At 63.5% G+C, this 19203-nt stretch carries 22 protein-coding genes; 13 read left to right on the forward strand and 9 right to left on the reverse strand.

The genetic code is table 11. The features are described 5' to 3' along the window. Nucleotides 1-40: 40 nt before the first annotated feature. Complete coding sequence (locus tag ASD99_RS24655) at nt 41-580, reverse strand: protease inhibitor Inh/omp19 family protein (RefSeq protein ID WP_056585733.1); 540 nt, start codon at nt 578-580, stop codon at nt 41-43. Nucleotides 581-862: 282 nt separating this feature from the next. Here ASD99_RS24655 and ASD99_RS24660 point away from each other — a divergent pair, with 282 nt between their 5' ends. The 9 genes from ASD99_RS24660 (at nt 863) to ASD99_RS24695 (ending at nt 8937) form a co-directional block, all read left to right on the forward strand. Beyond that, nucleotides 863-1882, forward strand: coding sequence for an MBL fold metallo-hydrolase (locus tag ASD99_RS24660; RefSeq protein WP_082525394.1), 1020 nt, complete (start codon nt 863-865; stop codon nt 1880-1882). A gap of 72 nt (nt 1883-1954) precedes the next feature. Further along, complete coding sequence (locus tag ASD99_RS24665; RefSeq protein ID WP_057145197.1) at nt 1955-2521, forward strand: hypothetical protein; 567 nt, start codon at nt 1955-1957, stop codon at nt 2519-2521. A 97-nt stretch (nt 2522-2618) separates the two neighbouring features. Beyond that, the gene (locus ASD99_RS32730; protein ID WP_082525393.1) at nt 2619-2780 is read left to right on the forward strand and encodes a DUF1328 family protein; all 162 of its coding nucleotides are present in this window, start codon (nt 2619-2621) and stop codon (nt 2778-2780) included. A gap of 95 nt (nt 2781-2875) precedes the next feature. Continuing rightward, on the forward strand, nt 2876-3760 hold the full coding sequence (gene dapF / locus ASD99_RS24670; protein ID WP_056585727.1) for a diaminopimelate epimerase: 885 nt from the start codon (nt 2876-2878) through the stop codon (nt 3758-3760). Continuing rightward, nucleotides 3760-5073: a tRNA (N(6)-L-threonylcarbamoyladenosine(37)-C(2))-methylthiotransferase MtaB gene (gene mtaB / locus ASD99_RS24675; RefSeq protein ID WP_057145249.1), complete on the forward strand. Its 1314-nt coding sequence runs from the start codon at nt 3760-3762 to the stop codon at nt 5071-5073. Before dapF ends, mtaB begins: the two co-directional genes overlap by 1 nt. Before the next feature lie 11 nt (nt 5074-5084). Beyond that, a complete protein-coding gene (ftsY, locus tag ASD99_RS24680; protein WP_057145198.1) occupies nt 5085-6992 on the forward strand; it encodes a signal recognition particle-docking protein FtsY in 1908 nt (635 codons plus the stop codon). A gap of 61 nt (nt 6993-7053) precedes the next feature. Further along, nucleotides 7054-7728: a septation protein A gene (locus tag ASD99_RS24685; protein ID WP_056585721.1), complete on the forward strand. Its 675-nt coding sequence runs from the start codon at nt 7054-7056 to the stop codon at nt 7726-7728. A gap of 18 nt (nt 7729-7746) precedes the next feature. Further along, nucleotides 7747-8367 carry a pyridoxamine 5'-phosphate oxidase family protein gene (locus tag ASD99_RS24690; protein WP_057145199.1) on the forward strand — a complete coding sequence of 207 codons (621 nt, stop codon included), beginning with the start codon at nt 7747-7749 and terminating at the stop codon, nt 8365-8367. A gap of 39 nt (nt 8368-8406) precedes the next feature. Then, nucleotides 8407-8937: an NADPH-dependent FMN reductase gene (locus ASD99_RS24695; RefSeq protein ID WP_057145200.1), complete on the forward strand. Its 531-nt coding sequence runs from the start codon at nt 8407-8409 to the stop codon at nt 8935-8937. 56 nt (nt 8938-8993) lie between these two features. On the opposite strand, the gene ASD99_RS24700 is transcribed toward ASD99_RS24695, so the two are convergent. Continuing rightward, nucleotides 8994-9200, reverse strand: coding sequence for a tautomerase family protein (locus tag ASD99_RS24700; RefSeq protein WP_013892236.1), 207 nt, complete (start codon nt 9198-9200; stop codon nt 8994-8996). 72 nt (nt 9201-9272) lie between these two features. Further along, nucleotides 9273-10193, reverse strand: a complete 921-nt coding sequence (locus ASD99_RS24705) for an SMP-30/gluconolactonase/LRE family protein (protein WP_057145201.1) — start codon at nt 10191-10193, stop codon at nt 9273-9275. Nucleotides 10194-10467: 274 nt separating this feature from the next. Here ASD99_RS24705 and ASD99_RS34165 point away from each other — a divergent pair, with 274 nt between their 5' ends. After that, entirely contained in the window at nt 10468-10635 is a 168-nt protein-coding gene (locus tag ASD99_RS34165) for a hypothetical protein (protein ID WP_081738754.1), read from the forward strand. Nucleotides 10636-10745: 110 nt separating this feature from the next. Here the strand turns inward: ASD99_RS34165 and ASD99_RS24710 are convergent, their stop codons facing one another. The 4 genes from ASD99_RS24710 to ccmA form a co-directional block, all read right to left on the reverse strand. Beyond that, nucleotides 10746-11324: a DsbE family thiol:disulfide interchange protein gene (locus tag ASD99_RS24710; RefSeq protein WP_056585713.1), complete on the reverse strand. Its 579-nt coding sequence runs from the start codon at nt 11322-11324 to the stop codon at nt 10746-10748. Further along, complete coding sequence (gene ccmD / locus ASD99_RS24715) at nt 11321-11488, reverse strand: heme exporter protein CcmD (protein WP_056585711.1); 168 nt, start codon at nt 11486-11488, stop codon at nt 11321-11323. Before ccmD ends, ASD99_RS24710 begins: the two co-directional genes overlap by 4 nt. Nucleotides 11489-11621: 133 nt before the next feature. Beyond that, entirely contained in the window at nt 11622-12287 is a 666-nt protein-coding gene (gene ccmB, locus ASD99_RS24720) for a heme exporter protein CcmB (protein ID WP_056585709.1), read from the reverse strand. After that, complete coding sequence (gene ccmA, locus ASD99_RS24725) at nt 12287-12916, reverse strand: heme ABC exporter ATP-binding protein CcmA (protein WP_057145202.1); 630 nt, start codon at nt 12914-12916, stop codon at nt 12287-12289. Before ccmA ends, ccmB begins: the two co-directional genes overlap by 1 nt. A gap of 281 nt (nt 12917-13197) precedes the next feature. On the opposite strand from ccmA, the gene acnA reads away from it, so the two are divergent. Next, entirely contained in the window at nt 13198-15888 is a 2691-nt protein-coding gene (gene acnA / locus ASD99_RS24730) for an aconitate hydratase AcnA (protein ID WP_056585704.1), read from the forward strand. A 66-nt stretch (nt 15889-15954) separates the two neighbouring features. Here the strand turns inward: acnA and ASD99_RS24735 are convergent, their stop codons facing one another. Continuing rightward, the gene (locus ASD99_RS24735) at nt 15955-16626 is read right to left on the reverse strand and encodes a ceramidase domain-containing protein (protein ID WP_057145203.1); all 672 of its coding nucleotides are present in this window, start codon (nt 16624-16626) and stop codon (nt 15955-15957) included. A 174-nt stretch (nt 16627-16800) separates the two neighbouring features. On the opposite strand from ASD99_RS24735, the gene ASD99_RS24740 reads away from it, so the two are divergent. Together ASD99_RS24740 and ASD99_RS24745 are read left to right on the forward strand one after the other, a co-directional pair. Beyond that, a complete protein-coding gene (locus tag ASD99_RS24740) occupies nt 16801-17571 on the forward strand; it encodes a DUF1223 domain-containing protein (protein ID WP_056585700.1) in 771 nt (256 codons plus the stop codon). 442 nt (nt 17572-18013) lie between these two features. Next, nucleotides 18014-18400 carry a DUF2794 domain-containing protein gene (locus tag ASD99_RS24745; protein WP_056585698.1) on the forward strand — a complete coding sequence of 129 codons (387 nt, stop codon included), beginning with the start codon at nt 18014-18016 and terminating at the stop codon, nt 18398-18400. Between the two features lie 125 nt (nt 18401-18525). On the opposite strand, the gene ASD99_RS24750 is transcribed toward ASD99_RS24745, so the two are convergent. Next, entirely contained in the window at nt 18526-19104 is a 579-nt protein-coding gene (locus tag ASD99_RS24750) for a GNAT family N-acetyltransferase (protein WP_056585696.1), read from the reverse strand. Nucleotides 19105-19203: the final 99 nt, after the last annotated feature.

A 19203-nucleotide genomic window follows, 5' to 3' on the forward strand; every position in this document is an offset into this window, starting at 1 on the left:
GGCCACTTCTTCTAGGCGACATGCATTCGGAAGGACTGGCCTACCTTGTAAGCGAAATCGGCTGGCCGTTGGAAGTCTGGCCGTCGAATTTCGAGCCGCCCGAGGAATAGAGTCGCGCCAGCGCACCGCCACTCTCGTCATAGAGCGTCAACTGCTTGCCGGCGACGTTCCATGACTTGATGCCGTCGATCGGTGCCGGGCAATGCAGCGGCCCGGCACGGAAGCCGGCGCCGAATTTGGTCTGCGGTGTCGCCACCTTGCAGCTCTGGCCGGAAACGCTGACGTTCCAGACACCGGCGACGCTGGCGGCGGTCACGTCCGAAGCGCCGGCCGGCGCCGCGCCGTCCGGCGGCAGCGAGGCGACCTGCGTGTTCGCCGGCGCGGTGGGGAATTGCGACGGATCGGTGGTGCCGGGCGATGCCGGCGGCGGCAACTGGTTCGCGGTCACCTTGCCGGCGGGGGCGGCCTCCAGCGGTGCAGGCTGCTGATCATCCATCGACGAGAAACGTGAGGTTGAACAGCCGCTCGCAACGAGCGCGGCCAGCGATACGGCCACCAGACCGGTTTTCGAAAAAGTCATTCCAACCTCCGTCGGATCCGGCTGGGGGGAAGCCGTCCGCACAATCTCACCTCCACCAAGATGGAGAAGGTGGCGAAATTTCAACCCGATATGGTTAAAATACGGTTTGCGGCAAGATTTGTTGCAAATTTATCGCAATCGCGATGGCATGGGCCGCCCGTCGCGCGTCGCCCTCCGATCCCAGTCGGCACGGTGCTGCCCTGGCATTCCCGCAGTCAGAAGCTTGCGTGCGTCGGCACAGCCCCTATGTCAGGGAGACGAAACCCTCCTGGAGCCGCAAAATTGGCCGCGAGAAAGAAAGCCGCCAATCGCTACTACAGCGGCCCGCCCAGCGGCCATTTCGACGGCACCTTGTTCTTCAATCCCGACGGCCAGCCGCCAGGCCGTTTCGCCGACCTGCTGAAATGGCAGTTGAATGGCAAGCGCTCGAAATGGCCGGCGACCAATCCAAGCCCCTTTCCGCAGGCAAAACCGGCCGCGAAGATCGAGGGCGCGGCGCTGGATGTGACGATGGTCGGCCATTCCACCTTGCTGATCCAGACGGCCGGTCTGAACATTCTCACCGACCCAGTGTGGTCGCTGCGCGCGTCGCCGCTTTCCTTCACTGGGCCAAAACGCATCAATCCGCCAGGCATCGCCTTTGCCGACCTGCCGCCGATCGACCTCGTGCTGGTCAGCCACAATCATTACGACCATCTCGACCTCGCCACGCTGAAGCGGCTGAAGGCCGGCCACGACCCGCTGGTGCTCACCCCGCTCGGCAACGATGCCCTGATCGGCAATGCGGTTCCCGGCATGCGGCTGTCGGCACATGACTGGGGCGACAGGATCGAGGTGGGCAATGGAGTCGCCGTCCATGTCGAACCGGTGCATCACTGGTCGGCGCGTGGCACCCGCGACCGGCGCATGGCGCTGTGGGCCGGTTTCGTCATCGAAACGCGTGATAGCAAGCTTTATTTCGCCGGTGACACCGGCTTCCACAATGGCATCAACTACCGGCTGATGGCTGAGAAACATGGCGGTTTCCGCTTCGCCATCCTGCCGATCGGCGCCTATGAACCGCGCTGGTTCATGGCGCCGCAGCACCAAAACCCGAAGGAAGCGGTGCAAGGCATGACGCTGTGCAACGCCGCTTTCGCCGCCGGCTGCCACTGGGGCACCTTCCAGCTCACCGACGAACCGATCGACGAGCCGGCGCGGAAATTGACCGAGGCGCTCGAGGATCAAGGTGTCCCGCGCGAACGCTTTCGCGCCTTGCGGCCCGGCGAGGTCTGGACCGTGCCTGAGATCGGACGCGGCTGACGTCTGATTGGCCATTTACGGCCCGGTCATTTTCGCAGATGGTCCGCCCCCAGCAGGCAAAGGGGAATACAGATGAAATCAATCATGGCAGTTCTGACGGCGTTGGCGATCTCGACGCCGTGCGCTTTCGCAGGCGAAATCAGCGATCGCGCCGCGGAAGCCGAAAAGCTGCTGCAATCGGGCAACGGCGCCGGCGCGCTGGACAAATTCCGCGGCGCCGAGGAAGCCTTTTGGCAAGCGATGCCGCTGGCCGTCCAGAACGTCAAACAAGTCGATTCCGCAAGCGGTTTCGGCATCTACAGCGAGCGTGCCAATCACATCTACAAGCCCGGCGAGAAGATCGTGCTGTACATGGAGCCCATTGGCTATGGCTACGGCTCGGACGGCCTCGGTAACAGCATGATCGCGCTTTCCGTCGACATCACGGTGGTTTCCGCGGCCGGCGAGACGCTCGGTACGAGTGAGAAGGTCGGACGCGTCCAGGTCGCGTCCCGCTCGCACAACCGCGAACTGTTCTTCAAGCTGGATCTCTCCCTCGACGGCCTGCCGGCCGGCAAATACCGCTGCGACTTCCTCATGCATGACGAGAATTCGAGCAAGACGGCGCCCTTCACCACCGACATCGAGATCGCCGGCTAGGTATGCCCGCTATCGGCCTCGCAGCCCGACGGGAACCCAAGCGCGGCAGCCGCGTTTTCAAGCGGTTTCAGAATCAGTCGGCTTGCGAGGCATTCCCATGCTCAAATGGATCATCATTCTCCTCATCGTCGCCGCGGCGGCGAGCCTGCTCGGCATGCCGGCGCTGGCAGGCGCTGCCGCCACCGGCGCGCGCATCCTCATCGGCATCGTTCTGGTCATCTTCCTGCTGGTGGTGCTGGGCATCTTCGCCGTCACGTAAGTCCGGCGCCTTCGCCGTGACTACGCGGCTGCGCACTGGTAATTCCTGCCCGTTTCCGCCATATAGCGCCAAACGGACACGGAATTTTCGGAGCAATGGCCAGCACTGCCCCTTTCGCCAAGATGAACGGCATCGGCAATGAGATCATCGTTGCCGACATGCGTAGCCGTGCCGATCGGGTGACCGCGGCGGCGGCGATCGCGCTGAACGCCGATGCCGCCACCAGCTTCGACCAGATCATGGCGATCCACGATGCCAGGACGCCGGGCACCGCCTTTTTCATCGACATCTTGAATTCCGACGGAACCGGCGCGCAAGCGTGCGGCAACGGCATGCGCTGCGTCGTCCAGGCGCTTGCCGCCGAGACCGGCCAGAAGACCTTCACCTTCGAGACCGTTGCCGGCATCCTCAACGCACGCGAACATGCCGACGGGTCGATCTCGATCGACATGGGCACGCCGCGTTTCGGCTGGCGGGACATTCCGCTGGCCGAGGAATTCCGCGACACCCGCATGATCGAACTGCAGATAGGCCCGATCGACGCGCCGGTGCTGCATTCGCCCTCTGTCGTCTCGATGGGCAATCCGCACGCCATCTTCTGGGTCGACAACGACGTCTGGTCCTATGAGCTCGACCGCTTCGGCCCGCTGCTCGAGAACCACCCGATGTTCCCCGAGCGCGCCAACATAACCATCGCTCAGGTCACCTCGCCCGAGACCATGGTCATCCGCACCTGGGAGCGTGGCGCCGGCCTGACCAAGGCCTGTGGCTCAGCCTCCTGTGCCGCCGTGGTTGCCGCGGCTCGCACCAACCGGACCGGCCGCAGCGTCAGCCTGTTGACCCCCGGCGGCGGCACGCTGCATGTCGAATGGCGCGACGATGACCACGTCATCCTCACCGGCGCCGCCGAATGGGAATTTTCCGGCAGATTCGATCCGTCGACCGGAACATGGGCCCGCGACACCGAAAGCGCGGCCTGATGTCCGCTCTCTCCAAGGGCCCAATCTCCGGGGGCATCGATGTGGTGACCTTCGGCTGCCGGCTGAACACCTATGAATCGCAGGTGATGCGTCGCGAGGCTGAAACCGCCGGTCTCGGCGCGCTGGAAGGCGGCGCCGTGATCTTCAACACCTGCGCCGTCACCGGCGAGGCGGTGCGCCAGGCCAAACAGGCGATCCGCAAGGCGCGCCGCGACAACCCGCGGGCGCGCATCATCGTCACCGGCTGCGCCGCGCAGACCGAGCCTGAAGAATTCGCCGCCATGGACGAGGTCGATCTCGTGCTTGGCAATGAGGAGAAGCTGAAGGCCAACTCCTATCGCGCACTGCCGGATTTCGGCGTCAACGACACCGAGAAGGCACGCGTCAACGACATCTTTTCCGTGCGTGAGACGGCGGGCCATATGGTCGACGCCATCGAGGGCCGGGCACGCGCCTTCGTCCAGGTGCAAAACGGCTGCGACCACCGCTGCACCTTCTGCATCATTCCCTATGGCCGCGGCAATTCGCGTTCGGTGCCGATGGGCGCCGTGGTCGAGCAGGTCAAGCGGCTCGCCGGAAACGGCTATGCCGAGATCGTGCTGACCGGCGTCGACATGACCAGTTTTGGGGCCGACCTTCCCGGCACGCCGAAGCTTGGCAGGCTGGTAAAGACGATCCTGAAGCAGGTGCCCGATGTGAAGCGCCTGCGGCTGTCTTCCATCGATTCGATCGAGGCCGACGACGATCTGCTCGACACGATTGCCACCGAGCCGCGGCTGATGCCGCATCTGCATCTGTCGCTGCAATCGGGCGACGACATAATCCTGAAGCGGATGAAGCGCCGCCATCTGCGCGATCAGTCGATCCGCTTCTGCGAGGATGTTCGCAAGCTGCGCCCCGGCATCGTCTTCGGCGCCGACATCATCGCCGGCTTCCCGACCGAAACCGACGAGATGTTCGAGAACTCGGAAAAAATCGTCGAGGAGTGTGGCCTGACCCATCTCCACGTCTTCCCGTTCAGCCCACGCGAAGGCACGCCCGCCGCGCGCATGCCGCAGCTCCGCCGCGAGGTGGTCAAGCAGCGCGCCGCCCGGCTGCGCGTCGCCGGTGAGGCTGCGTATACCAGGCATCTGTCGTCGCTCACCGGTACGCGTCAGTCGATCCTGATCGAACGCGACGGCCTTGGCCGCACCGAGGGTTTTACGCTTGCCGCACTCGGCACGGGCGCACCGGGTGAGATCATCGAGGCTGATATATCCGGCCATGATGGCAGCAGGCTGATCGCGGCGCCCCTTGCCGCCCGCGCCGCCTGAGAACGCAAAGCATGGCTGGTTTTTTCAAGAAGATATTTTCGTTCGGCAAGAAAGAGGTGGTCGAGGAGCGAATCGACGAGACCGCCCCGCTGCCGCCGATCAAATGGGAAGCGCTCGATGCGCTGAAGCCTGCGGCCGAGCAGGTCGTTCCGGAGTTCTTGAAGCGCGACGAGCCGCGGCCCGAGGCGGAAACGACGCCGACGCCGGTGGTCGAGCCGGAGGTAATTCCTGCGCCGGAACCGGCGCCCGTCGAGGAACCAGCGCCAGAGCCGGCACCGACCATACCGCCAGCACCGGAGCCGGCTGTTCCGTCGGAACCGCTGCCGGAGCCCACGCCGAAAGAGGAGCCGGCACCCGAGACGCCTGCCGAGCCGCCGGCGCCCGAGGAGATACCAATACCACCCGCTGTTCCGGAGCCTGCTCCGGAACCGCAGCCGCAAGAAGTACCGCCACCTGCGCCGACGGAGCCGGAGATCGTCCCGTCACGCCCGGAAAAGCAGCCAGAACCTGCGCCTGTCGAAGTGCCGGCGCCGCCGGTCGAGGCTCCACCGGCAAAGCCGGAACCCGAGATTCCACCGGCGGAAATCCCAGCTCCCATTCGCCAGCCTCCACCGGTAGAACCGCAGCCGATCCTCGCCGAGATCGCGCCTGAACCGCATGCCACGCCGACGCCCCATCATCCCCTCGATGGGGAGGGTCGACGCGAAGCGGCGGGGTGGGGTGACAGCGCCGACGCCAGTCGCCCCCACCGCCGAGTTGCGCTCGAGACCGCCCCCATCGAGGGGGAGGTAGAGCCCACGCGGCCCGAAGCCCCGCCAGCCGAAGTCCTCGCGCCCATTCGCCAGCCGTCGCCTGTTGAAGCACAGCCGGTCATTGCCGAGATCGCGCCCGAACCGCAGGCCGTTCCTCAACCTCCGCCGAAACCCGCTCCCGGTAAGGTGACCGTCACCAAGAAGGTCGAGCAGAAAGCCGAGCCGCAGAAGGCGCCGGAACCGGCGCCGAGGCGTTCATGGTTCCAGCGCATGAAGGACGGGCTTGCCCGTTCGTCCAAGGAACTCACCGGCAACATTGCCGGCGTCTTCACCAAGCGCAAGTTGGACGAGGAGACGCTGCAGGACCTCGAGGATGTGCTGATCCGCGCCGATCTCGGCATGGAAACCGCCTTGCGCGTCACCGATGCGCTGGCCGCCAGCCGCTACGGCAAGGATGTCTCGGACACCGAGGTTCGCGCCATCATGGCGGCCGAGGTGGAAAAGGTGCTGACCCACGTCGCCATGCCGCTGGAGCTCGATCTCTCGCACAAGCCGCATGTCATCCTGGTGGTCGGCGTCAACGGCACCGGCAAGACCACCACCATCGGCAAGCTGGCAGCCAAGCTCACCGATGGCGGCCTGTCGGTGATGCTCGCCGCCGGCGATACGTTCCGCGCTGCCGCGATCGAGCAGCTGAAGATCTGGGGCGAGCGGACGAAATCGCCTGTGATCGCCTCCAAGATCGGCGCCGATGCCGCAGGGCTGGCCTATGACGCCTTCGAGAAGGCCAGGGAAGCCGGCTCCGACGTGCTGATCATCGACACTGCCGGCCGCCTGCAAAACAAGACCGAACTGATGGCCGAACTCGAAAAGATCGTTCGCGTGCTCGGCAAGCTCGATCCGGAAGCACCGCACACCGTGCTGCAGACGGTCGACGCCACCACCGGCCAGAACGCGCTCAACCAGGTCGAGATCTTCCGCAATATTGCCGGCGTCAACGGCCTGGTGATGACCAAGCTGGACGGCACGGCGCGCGGCGGTATTCTGGTGGCGATCGCGGCAAAGCACAAACTGCCGGTCTATTTCATCGGCGTCGGCGAACAGGTCGACGACCTCGAACCGTTCTCAGCAAGCGAATTCGCCAGGGCGATCGCTGGAGTGGCGTAGCAAGCATGTCCCAAAAAGTTGCAGACTTTTTGGATCGGATCATGCGTAAGAAAGAGATTCCATGAACCCACCCATTCTCGAACGCGATCCGTCGGACCCGCAAAAACAGAAGAAGGAAGGCGTCAATCCGCTGCTCAAGCTGGTGCTGGAACTGGGGCCGTTGATGGTGTTCTTCTTCGCCAATGCGCGCGGTGGATGGCTGGTGCAGAAATTCCCCGCCCTGGCCGAATTCGGCGGTCCGATCTTCGTCGCCACCGGCCTGTTCATGGCCGCCACGGCCATCGCGCTGATCGCTTCATGGCTTTTGATGCGCACCTTGCCGATCATGCCGATGGTGTCGGGCGTCGTCGTCTTCATCTTCGGTGCGCTGACGCTCTATCTGCAGGACGACATCTTCATCAAGATGAAGCCGACCATCGTCAACACGCTGTTCGGCGGCGTCCTGCTCGGTGGCCTCTACTTCGGCAAGTCGCTGCTTGGCTATGTCTTCGATTCGGCCTTCAGCCTCGACGCCGAAGGCTGGCGCAAGCTGACGTTCCGCTGGGGCCTGTTCTTCCTGTTCTTGGCCCTTGCCAATGAAGTGGTGTGGCGGAATTTTTCCACCGACGCCTGGGTTACCTTCAAGGTCTGGGGCATCATGCCGATCACGCTCCTGTTCACCTTCAGCCAGATGCCGCTGATCCTGCGCCACTCGCTCGACGACAAGACAGGGAAAGAAGAGAAGGCCGGGAAATAGGCAAGTAGGGAGGGGGCCATGGAATTCGTCACCACGCACGATCAGCTGAGGACGATCTACAAGACGCCGCGGCCGACCGACGGCTCGATCCGCAAGGAATTGAAGGCGCTCGACGGCCATTGCCGTTCCTTCATCGGCAAAAGCCCGTTCGTGCTGATCGGCTCGTCCGACGGCGCCGGCAATGCCGACGTGACGCCGAAGGGCGACAAACCGGGCTTTGCCGCCGTGCTCGACGACACCACCATCGCCATCCCAGACCGGCCCGGCAACAACCGGCTCGACACGCTGGAAAATATCCTCGTCAATCCCTCGATCGGGCTGCTCTTCCTCATTCCCGGCATGAACGAGACGCTGCGTGTCAACGGCGAGGCCCGCATAACCGTCGATGCAAATTTACGCGAGCGGCTCGCCGTCGACGGCAAGGAACCGCAAAGCGTTATCGTGGTCGGCGTCAAGGCCGCCTACATGCATTGCGCCAAGGCCTTCATGCGTTCCGATCTGTGGAAGCCGGAAACCTGGTGCGACCGCGCGACGCTGCCGACGCTCGGCCAGATCCTGCGTGACCAGCTGGTTGTTGCCGATTCCGCCGAGTCGACCGACCGCTGGCTCGACGACGAATACAGGAAGACGATGTGGTAGGCTTTCGGGGCGTCGATTCGTCCTGACCGGTTCCATACCTTGCTGAACATCCTTGCCATCTCCGGTAGCCTGCGGGCGGCCTCCACCAATTCGGCGCTGATCGCCGCACTGGCGCGCAACGCGCCGCCCGGCTGCCGCGTCACTGTCTATGACGGGCTCGGGCGTCTGCCGATCTTCAATCCCGACGATGAAGGCGAGCGGACGCCGCTCGAAGCCTCCGCGCTGATCGATGCCGTCACCCAAGCCGACGGCGTGATCATCTCCTGTCCGGAATATGCCCATGGCGTGCCGGGCGGGCTGAAGAACGGGCTCGACTGGCTGGTCTCGCGCGACGCCGCTGTCGCCAAGCCCGCCATGCTGGTGCACGCCTCGCCGCGCTCGCTGCTTGCCCGCGCCGCACTGACCGAGATCATGCGCACCATGTCGTTCTCGCTTTGCGACGATGTGCTGGAGATCGCCCTGCTCGGCAAGAAGCCGCCTGATGTGGAGGCCATCCTGGCCGAGCCGGAAAACCGGCTGGCACTGCATGATGCGCTGGCCGCCTTCGCCGGGTTTATCCACTCGCGCTGAGGCTGGGCATCGGCGTTCTGCTTTTCTCCCTTGCTTGTGGGAGAAGGAAGAAGCGCCTACCCCTTTCTCAGCGTCTCCACATCGGTCTTGCCGACATACCAGTCGCGGGCATTGACCTCCTCGAAAACCACCCAGACATCGTCATTGCCGAGGCCGGTGGCGTCCATGATGGCCGCCGTGACCTTTTTGGCGATATCCGCCTTCTTGCCCGCAGGATCGGCGGCGATCACTTCCTTGACGATGCGGATGTTGACGAATGGCATCATGTCCTCCCGGATATATTCGTTCGCGACCCGCTTCGACGAAGCTGTCGAACGGTCGCCAGTGCTCTGGTCTCAGTATGTCTTGGCACCGTTGACCATCAGCCGCACCATGTAGAGCGACGTGGTGCCGGCGATGTAGAGGCAATTCAGCTTGTTGCCGCCGAACACGCAATTGGCGGTCACTTCCGGCACCTTGACCTTGCCGATCAGCGTGCCGTCCGGATCGTAGCAATGGATGCCGTCGGCCGCACTGGTCCAGATGCGTCCGTCCTCGTCGAGCCGGAAGCCGTCGAACAGGCCCGCCATGCAGTCGGCGAAGATTTTTTCGCCAGAGACCTTCTTGCCGCCCTTGCCGACATTGAACACCCGCATATGCGCCGGATTCTGCGCCCCATGCGTGCGGCCGGTGTCGACGACATAGAGCTTGCTCTCGTCGAGCGAGAAGGCGAGCCCGTTGGGCCTGACCATGTCGGTGATGACGGCTTCGACCTCGCCGGTGCCGGGATCGACCCGGTAGACATGGCAGGCGCCGATTTCGCTCTCGGCCTTGTCGCCTTCATAGTCGGTATCGATGCCGTAGCTCGGATCGGTGAACCAGATCGAGCCGTCCGACTTCACCACCGCGTCGTTGGGCGAATTCAGCCGTTTGCCCTTCCATTTGGCGGCGATGGTGGTGACCGAGCCGTCGAACTCGGTGCGGCTGACGCGGCGGCCGGAATGCTCGCAGGTGACCAGCCGGCCCTGGCGGTCGACAGTGTTGCCGTTGGAGTTGCCGGATGGCTGACGGAAGACGCTGACATTGCCGTCGGTCTCGTCGTAGCGCAGCATGCGGTTGTTGGGGATATCAGACCAGACGACATAGCGGCCGGCGGCGAACCAGGCCGGGCCTTCCGCCCACTGGCATCCGGTGAACAGCTTCTCGACCTGCGCATTGCCGTTGAAAAGGCGCGCGAAGCGTGGATCGAGAATTTCATAGTAGTCTGCAGCTGCCATGCTTTTCCTCCCGGCATCAATGACACCGGATCAAGCCAGCCGGCGAGGCAGAAGGCAATGTGGGTCCGCACAGTGTCATACAAAAAGCACAACAAAGACAGATCGCTTGCCGGCGCCGCGCATGATGTCAGCGCCGCATTAACCGGCTATGCGTCCAGCGCAATGGTGCATTGCAACATCTTCTTTTGCGACGCATCATTACTATGTCATGCTTCGTATCGATCAAGGGAGGAAGAAACGGCCGCCGAAATGCGGCGTCAAAAGGAACCTTGCTATGATCCTCGACAGTCTCATGACCCGCGCTCGCAACAGCATTGCCAAGCGCAAGCACTACAACCGCCTTGTCGCCGAAATCGACAGCTTTTCCAGCCGCGATCTGGCCGACATGCGCGCCGACCGCTCGGAAATGCTCTACCAGGTCCACAAGCAGATCTACGGCTGATCTCAAATCTCGTGACACGCGCCGCCAAGGTGCGTTGAGATTCAGGTCAGGCCGAGTCGAGAACGGTGGCGCAGGAAGCCGCCGTTCGCAGGCTCGGCATCATCTGAATATCAACGTGCCGCCAGTGCCTTATCGATCTGTGGCAGCAAGAGATCTCTCGCCGTCTCGGGCGTCAGAGGACCGACATGCTTGTAGGCGATCTTGCCGTCCTTGCCGATGACGAAGGTTTCCGGCACGCCATAAACACCCCAGTCAATCGCCGTGCGGCCGGCTTCGTCGACGCCTATCGCCTGGAACGGATTGCCGAGATCGCCGAGGAATCGGCGGGCGTTTTCCGGCCGGTCCTTGTAATTCAACGCCGCCATGGAGAAACGCTTGTCCTGCGACAGCGCCAGCAGCACCGGGTGCTCTTCGCGGCAGGGCGCGCACCACGACGCGAAGACGTTGACCAATGTGACCTTGCCGGCGAAGGATTTCGAATCGAGTCCCGGCAGATTTGAGCCTTCCAGCGCCGGCAGGTTGGTTTGCGGCGCCGGCAGGCCGATCAGAGCCGACGGCACTTCCGAAACATCGCGCCCCGACAACAGCTGCGACAGGAACAGTCCGGCCAGGCCGAGGAAGATCAACAGCGGCAAAAGCACGAACAGGCGACGCGAGGGTGGCGTCGGCGTTTCCGTTTCGGCATTCATGGCTTGGCCGCCTTGTCGGAGCGTCGTCGCACGCCAGCCGCTTCCAGTTCGGCGAGTTCGCGCTTGCGCGCCCGCTGGTCGAGCAGAATCCAGCCGATCAGCCCGATCAGCACCACGGCGGTGATGCCATAGGCGGCGGTCACGTAAAGTGCGTGCGCGCTCATGCGACAGGCCCCGCCAAGGTGCGGCCTTCCAAACCGATCGTTTCACCCCGTCTAAACATGCCTTCCCTTAGCCTCGCCTCGTCGGCTTCGCAATCGGTCGCCGCGCCGCGGCCTTCGCGCTGATGCCGCCGCTTCAATCCGTGCCATGACGCAACGCCAGCGCCGCCGAGACCGGACCCAGCACGGCAAGAAACAAGGTCAGCGCGGCAAGAATGAGGAAGGGCTGCAGAAACGGATCGGGATTGGCAGTGGCGCCATAGCTCGCCGAAACGCCGAAGATCAGCACCGGGATGGTCAGCGGCAGCACCAGCACCGAGATCAGCAGCCCGCCACGCGGCAGGGCCACCGCCACCGCGGCACCGGCGGCGCCGATGAAGGTGATTGCCGGCGTGCCGACCAGAAGGGTCAGCGCCGTGGCGCCGATGCCGAGCGGCTCCATGTTCATGAGCAGGCCGAGCAAGGGAGCCGCGATGACCAGCGGCAGCACGCTGCCCGCCCAATGCGCCAGGCATTTCGTCAGCACCGTCAGCGCCAGCATATGGCGGTCATTGCCGAGCACCAGCAGGTCGAGCGAGCCGTCCTCGCGGTCGGCCTGGAACAGCCGGTCGAGCCCAAGCAGACAAGACAGCAGCGCGCCGATCCACAGGATTGCCGGCCCGATGCGAGCCAGCAGCTTCAGGTCCGGCCCGACACCGAACGGGATGGTGGCAATGACCGCGAGGAAGAAAATCACGCCGGTCAGCGCCCCGCCGCCGGCACGGATGTTGAGGCGGATGTCGCGCAGGAAGAGGGCCCACATTAGGATGCGGTCCCTTGTTGAGGCAGGAGTTCCCCCATCACCAACCCCTTCGCCCCATCCAACCCAAGCGGCAGATGCGTCGCCGCGACAATCATCCCGCCTTCCGCGCAATGTCTCGCCATCAACCCCGCGAACCGCCCTACCGAAGCCTTGTCCAGCCCCGCCGTCGGCTCGTCGACCAGCCATAATGGCCGGTGGCTGACCAGAAGCTTGGCGATCGCCGCGCGGCGTCGCTGCCCGGTCGACAGATAGCCGAACGGCAGGTGGCCAATGCCGCCAAGCCCGACCGTTTCAAGTCCCTCTTCGACGCCGAGCTGTCCATCACCGTTGAAGTCTCGCCAGAAGCGCAGGTTCTCCGCGACGCTGAGCGCTGGCTTCATCGCGTTCTGGTGGCCGAGATAGTGACAGGCCGACGCGACCGACGGAAACGCTTCACCGCCGCCTTCGATCTTCACGCTGCCTTCCGCCACCGGAAGCAGCCCGGCGATGACCCGCAGCAAGGTCGACTTGCCTGATCCGTTCGGCCCGGTGACGACGAGCGCCTGACCCTCCTCCAAGGCAAAGCCGATGTCGGAAAACACCGTGTCGCCGCCGCGTTCGCCGCCCAGATTTTCGGCGATCAGCCGCATCCCTCGCCTGCCCTGAAAACCATGTGTCGCGGCAGCTGCCGCATCGCACAAAATTGCTTTGCAACTGTCTAGAACTATTCCAGAAAATTCTCTATATGCGGTGCATCCGTGCCAGCGGTCGGCACGGGAACATAATTAGCGCCGAACCAGCGCACGCGCCGCCTAGAACGGCTCGGGTTGCTTGGGAACGGACAGCGGAAATGGCCGTACCCGCACCTTTGCGCGTGATTGCATGCCATCGGCGTCCGTTCCCTTTCAGGCTGAACAGACAAGGATCGCACGTGTCAAAATCCCTCGACAGTTTCAATTGCCGCCGCACGCTGACCGCAAGCGGCACCGAGTATGCCTATTTCGACCTCATCGAGGCCGAGAAGAACGGCCTTACCGGCATCGCCCAGCTGCCCTATTCGATGAAGGTGCTCCTGGAGAACCTGCTGCGCAACGAGGACGGCCGCTCCGTCACCAAGGAATCGATTCAGGCGGTGGCCGGCTGGCTGACCGACAAGGGCACCGCGGGCGTCGAGATCGCCTATCGCCCGGCCCGCGTGCTGATGCAGGATTTTACCGGCGTTCCTGCCGTGGTCGACCTTGCCGCCATGCGCGACGCCATGGCCTCGCTCGGCGGCGACCCGCAGAAGATCAACCCGCTGGTGCCCGTCGACCTCGTCATCGACCATTCCGTCATCGTCGATGAATTCGGCACGCCGATGGCCTTCGCCCGCAATGTCGAACTCGAATACGAGCGCAACGAGGAACGCTACAAATTCCTGAAATGGGGCCAGCAGGCGTTCCGCAACTTCCGCGTCGTGCCGCCCGGCACCGGCATCTGCCACCAGGTCAACCTCGAATATCTCGGCCAGGTGGTGTGGACCAACACCGAGGACGGCGAAACCACCGCCTATCCCGACACCTGCGTCGGCACCGATTCGCACACCACTATGATCAACGGCCTTGGCGTGCTCGGCTGGGGCGTCGGCGGCATCGAGGCCGAGGCGGCCATGCTCGGCCAGCCCGTCTCCATGCTTTTGCCGGAAGTCATCGGCTTCCGCCTGACCGGCAAGCTCAAGGAAGGAGTCACCGCCACCGACCTCGTGCTCACCGTCACCCAGATGCTGCGCAAGAAGGGTGTCGTCGGCAAGTTCGTCGAGTTCTTTGGACCCGGCCTCTCCAACATGACGCTGGCCGATCGCGCCACCATCGGCAACATGGCGCCTGAATATGGTGCCACCTGCGGCTTCTTCCCGGTCGACTCGGAAACCATCCGCTACCTCACAATGTCCGGTCGCAGCGAGGACCGCATTGCGCTGGTCGAGGCCTATGCCAAGGCGCAAGGCATGTGGCGCGACACCGGCTCGGCCGACCCTGTCTTCACCGATCTGCTCGAGCTGGAACTGGGCTCCGTCGTGCCTTCGATGGCCGGCCCCAAACGGCCCGAAGGCCGCGTCGCCCTAGAAGGCATTCCGGAAGGCTTCGCCAAGGCGATGGAGACCGAATACAAGAAGGCCGCCGAAATTCACCAGCGCTACGCCGTCGAAGGCACCGACCATGATCTCGGTCACGGCGATGTCGTCATTGCCGCCATCACCTCCTGCACCAACACCTCGAACCCGAGCGTGCTGATCGGCGCCGGCCTCCTGGCGCGCAACGCCAACCGCCTCGGCCTCAAGCAGAAGCCATGGGTGAAGACCTCGCTGGCACCGGGCAGCCAGGTGGTGGCCGAATATCTGGAGAAATCCGGCCTGCAGAAAGAACTCGATCAGATCGGCTTCAACCTGGTCGGCTTCGGCTGCACCACCTGCATCGGCAATTCCGGGCCGCTGCCGGCGCCGATCTCCAAGACCATCAACGACAAGGGCTTGATTGCCGCCGCAGTGCTCTCCGGCAACCGCAACTTCGAAGGCCGTGTCTCGCCAGACGTGCAGGCGAACTACCTGGCGTCGCCGCCGCTGGTCGTCGCGCACGCGCTGGCTGGCACCGTCACCAAGGACCTCACGACAGAGCCGCTCGGCGAGGACAAGAACGGCAATCCGGTCTACCTCAAGGATATCTGGCCAAGCTCGGCCGAGATCCAGGAGTTCATCGAGAAGAACGTCACCCGCGAGCTGTTCGCCCGCAAATATGCCGACGTCTTCAAGGGTGACGAACACTGGCAGAAGGTCCAGGCGCCGGAAGGCCAGACCTATGCCTGGGACGACAATTCGACCTATGTGCAGAACCCGCCCTATTTCGCCGGCATGACCGCTGGTTTCGGCAAGATCGGCGATATCAAGGGCGCCCGCGTGCTCGGCCTGTTCGGCGACAAGATCACCACCGACCACATCTCGCCGGCCGGATCGATCAAGGCGGCCTCGCCGGCTGGTCAATACCTCACCGACCACGGCGTCGGCGTCGCCGACTTCAACCAGTACGGCACGCGGCGCGGCAATCACGAGGTGATGATGCGCGGCACCTTCGCCAATATCCGCATCCGCAACCACATGCTGGGCGAGAACGGCCGCGAGGGTGGCTACACCATCCACTACCCGTCGAAGGAAGAGGAATCGATCTACGACGCGGCGATGGAATACAAGAAGGAAGGCGTGCCGCTGGTGATCTTCGCCGGCGTCGAATACGGCAACGGCTCGTCGCGCGACTGGGCGGCCAAGGGAACGAATCTCCTTGGCGTCCGCGCGGTCATCGCCCAGTCCTTCGAGCGCATCCACCGCTCGAACCTGGTCGGCATGGGCGTCATCCCCTTCGTCTTCGAGGACGGCACGTCATGGGCCACGCTCAATCTCAAGGGCGATGAGCTGGTCGAGATCGACGGACTGAGCACGATCAAGCCGCGCCAGACGATGATCGCCAAGGTCACCTATGGCGACGGCACGGTGAAGAACGTGCCGATCATCTGCCGCATCGATACGCTGGACGAGCTCGACTACTTCAAGAACGGCGGCATCCTGCAATACGTGCTGCGCGATCTGGCAGCATAGTAAGGGAATAGGGACTAGGCAGTAGGGAATAGATACTCCTACTGCCTACTGCCTACTGCCTACCGCCTACTGCCCTGTCTTCGGCGCCCCAAAGCGCGCCGCCGCCGCCAGAAGCACGCCGAGCATCAGGCCGTTGAAGATGTGCCAGAGGAAGTGCGTGCCGAGCGGGAAGCTGCCGCAGACCAGCGGATCGATCATCCGGCAGATGACGGAGATGATGAAGATCACCGAACCCGCCAGATTGTACCAGCCGGCGCGATTGCCGCTGGCCATTACCAGCGCACCAAAGAAGGCAAGCGCCAGGAACGGCGGCAGGTAGCCCGTCGTGCCGTTCGAGGCCTGGCGCAGCCAGTCCGGCACGGCCAGGGTTAGCGTCCCCACAATCACATAGAAGACAAGGAAGATGGCGATGGTCTTGCCCCATCGCAGGCCGAGGAAGCGGCGCAGGTTGAACAGCGTGTAGGCCAGCGTGAAGCCGGCGATCGGCAGCACGTCGGCCCAGACCGTACCCTTGGTGGCAAAGGTGTGGAAGATCGTCGAGCCGATGCCGATCGCCACCACCCACCAGGCCAGCACCTCGGCGAACGTCCCGGTGCCCAGCCTTCGCACCTCGCGCACGCCCCACAGGCCGGCGGCGATGAAGGCGAGGTTCGTCAGGGCATTGACCGGCTCGGACCAGAATTCCGGCCCGGTCCGCTCGCAATAGAGGTCGACCGGCGCCAAAAGAGTTTGCCACATCGTGATTGCCGCCCGAATCGGTTTCTATCCTGAAGCGCGGACCCTCCTCCTATTGCGCCGTTGCGGTCGGCTGCAATGGCACAATTTCACCGCAACGTGACTTCCCGTTGACTTCCGCTTCTGCCACATATTTTAGCAATCAAGATAAAGCCGGCATCACCGGCGGGAATCGGAATGGCCATGGCCTCGCGAAAATCATTGTGGCTGGCAGCCTGTGTGCTGGCCTTCTCGGCGTTTGCCGGCACGGGCCATGCCGGCGAGTCCGACAAGCCACAACTCGAAAAACCATTGGGCGTGGTCGAGCTGTTCACCAGCCAGGGCTGCAATTCCTGTCCGCCGGCCGATGCGTTGTTCGCCGAACTCGCCGCCAAGGAAGACATCGTCGCGCTCGCCTACCATGTCGACTACTGGGACTATCTCGGCTGGCAGGACACGCTGAGCCGCAAGGAGAACACCGAGCGGCAATATGACTATATGCGCGCCTTCGGCAGCCGCTCCGTCTATACGCCGCAGGCCGTCATCAACGGCCGCGTCCACGTCAACGGCGCCAGCCGCGGCGAGGTCGATGGCGCGCTCGCCCGCATGGCCAAGAGCGGCGAAGGCATGCGCGTCGCCATCAAGGTCAGCCGCACCAGCGACCGGGTGATGATCGACGCCGGCGATGCCGGTAACGGCCCCAGCGACGCCCATGTCGTCATCGTCTATTTCGATCCGCCGCAGACGGTCAAGATCGGCGAGGGCGAGAACACCGGCCGCAAGATGACCTACTGGAATGCGGTCACCGGCATCCAGACCGCCGGCATGTGGCATGGCAAGGCGCAGCGCTACGAACTGCCGATGAGCGAGATTGCCAAGAAGGGCGGCTGCGCCGTGCTGTTGCAGTCGGTCGGCAAGGACGGCATGCCCGGTCCCATTCTTGGCGCTGCCTTCATTCGCAAGCCGTAATGCCCCTCTTGCCTTTTCCCCCTGAGGGAGAAGGCAAGCACCGCGCTAACCACCCAATCTCCAAACATGAAAAAACCGACGTCAGCTTGCTTCTGACGTCGGTCATTTAGGTTTTGGGATCGTCGCACCCGGTTCTTCCGAGGAAGAGCCGAGGTTGGTTCGATCCGACGCAGACCCGTGGGCGGGGGGCTTGGGGTTTACGAGCCGGTGCCGGACCGAACCGTCTCAGGCAACGCCGGTAAATTCGTCGGACATTGGGGCATGAGCGCGGATAAAAAAAGGCGGAAATGTGGCAAAGCATCACCAATTCCAACACGGCGTTTCATAAAAGTGACTGGACGTGGCGGAAACAGCGCGGCACCGCCGTGCTTCGCCGGGTCTTGCAATTCAGCCGCGAACACGCCAACTTTGGTTGGCAAAGATTCATTTGAAGGATCGAGGCATGATCGATGACAGCGGCGGGACGGGGGATGGGGACGCATCCGCAATATTGATCCCGCTGCACGAGGCGCGACGCGAGCGCCTTGATCAGCCGGTGCGATTCGACCGGCGCGAGCTGGATCAGATCCTAAGGCTCTACGGACGCATGGTCGCCGCCAATGAATGGCGCGACTACGCCATCGATCATCTCACGGACCGCGCTGTGTTTTCCGTGTTCCGCCGCACCAGCGAAGTGCCGCTGTTCCAGATCGTCAAGGATCCGAAACTGGCCCGCAAGCAGGGCGCCTTTGCCGTCATTGCCGCCGGCGGCCGCATCTTGAAGCGCGGTCAGGAGCTAGGCCGCGTGCTTGGGATATTCGACAGCAAATTGAAGCTGGTCGAGGCCTGAGCTGGGAATTTGAGCAGGGGAATTGAAGAACTGGAGAATTGATGGGTTGAAGAAAAGGCCCTCAGCGTCAAATTTAGCCGCTGTTTCTTTTATTCTTCAGTTCATCAATTCTCCAATTCCTCAATTCAGTTCCCTCTAAGGCCCTCGCGGAACTTCCGCTCCGGCAGCGATTCGGGATCGGGCGGCGCCGATGCCCCGCCATTCAGCGACAGCTGCATGAACACCGTGTCCAGCCAGCGCCCGTGCTTGTAACCGGAGCCTTCCAGGCGGCCTGAATGGCGAAAGCCGAGCTTTTCGTGCAGCCGCACCGAGGCGCTGTCGGGACGGCCATCGCCGATCACCGCGATGACCTGGCGAAAGCCCGCCGTCCGCACCGTCTCGATCAGTCTCTGCATCAGTTTGAGCCCGACGCCCTGGCCCTTCGCTTCGGGCGCAACATAGACCGAATCCTCGACGATGAAGCGGTAGGCCGGGCGCGGCCGGAAGGCGCCGGCATAGGCGTAGCCGAGAACGGCGCCATCCTTCTGCGCCACCAGGTAAGGAAATCCGCCGGCCATCAAACTGTCGAATCGAGTGCCCATCTCGGCGCGGCTGGGCGGCTCCAGCTCATAGCTCGCCGTGCCTTGCGTCACCGCGTCGGCATAGATGTTCGTGATCCGGTCGAGGTCGGCCGCAGTCGCGGGTCGAATCGTAACAGTGCTCATTCTTTACGCAGGCCCTTTGTCTGCCTCTGATAACAGCAAAGCCCGGCGCAAAAGGAAAGGGCGGCCGTTGGGCCGCCCTTCTGGTACTCGATGGTCCAC

Source organism: Mesorhizobium sp. Root695, assembly GCF_001428185.1.
In the GTDB taxonomy this organism is placed as follows: domain Bacteria; phylum Pseudomonadota; class Alphaproteobacteria; order Rhizobiales; family Rhizobiaceae; genus Mesorhizobium.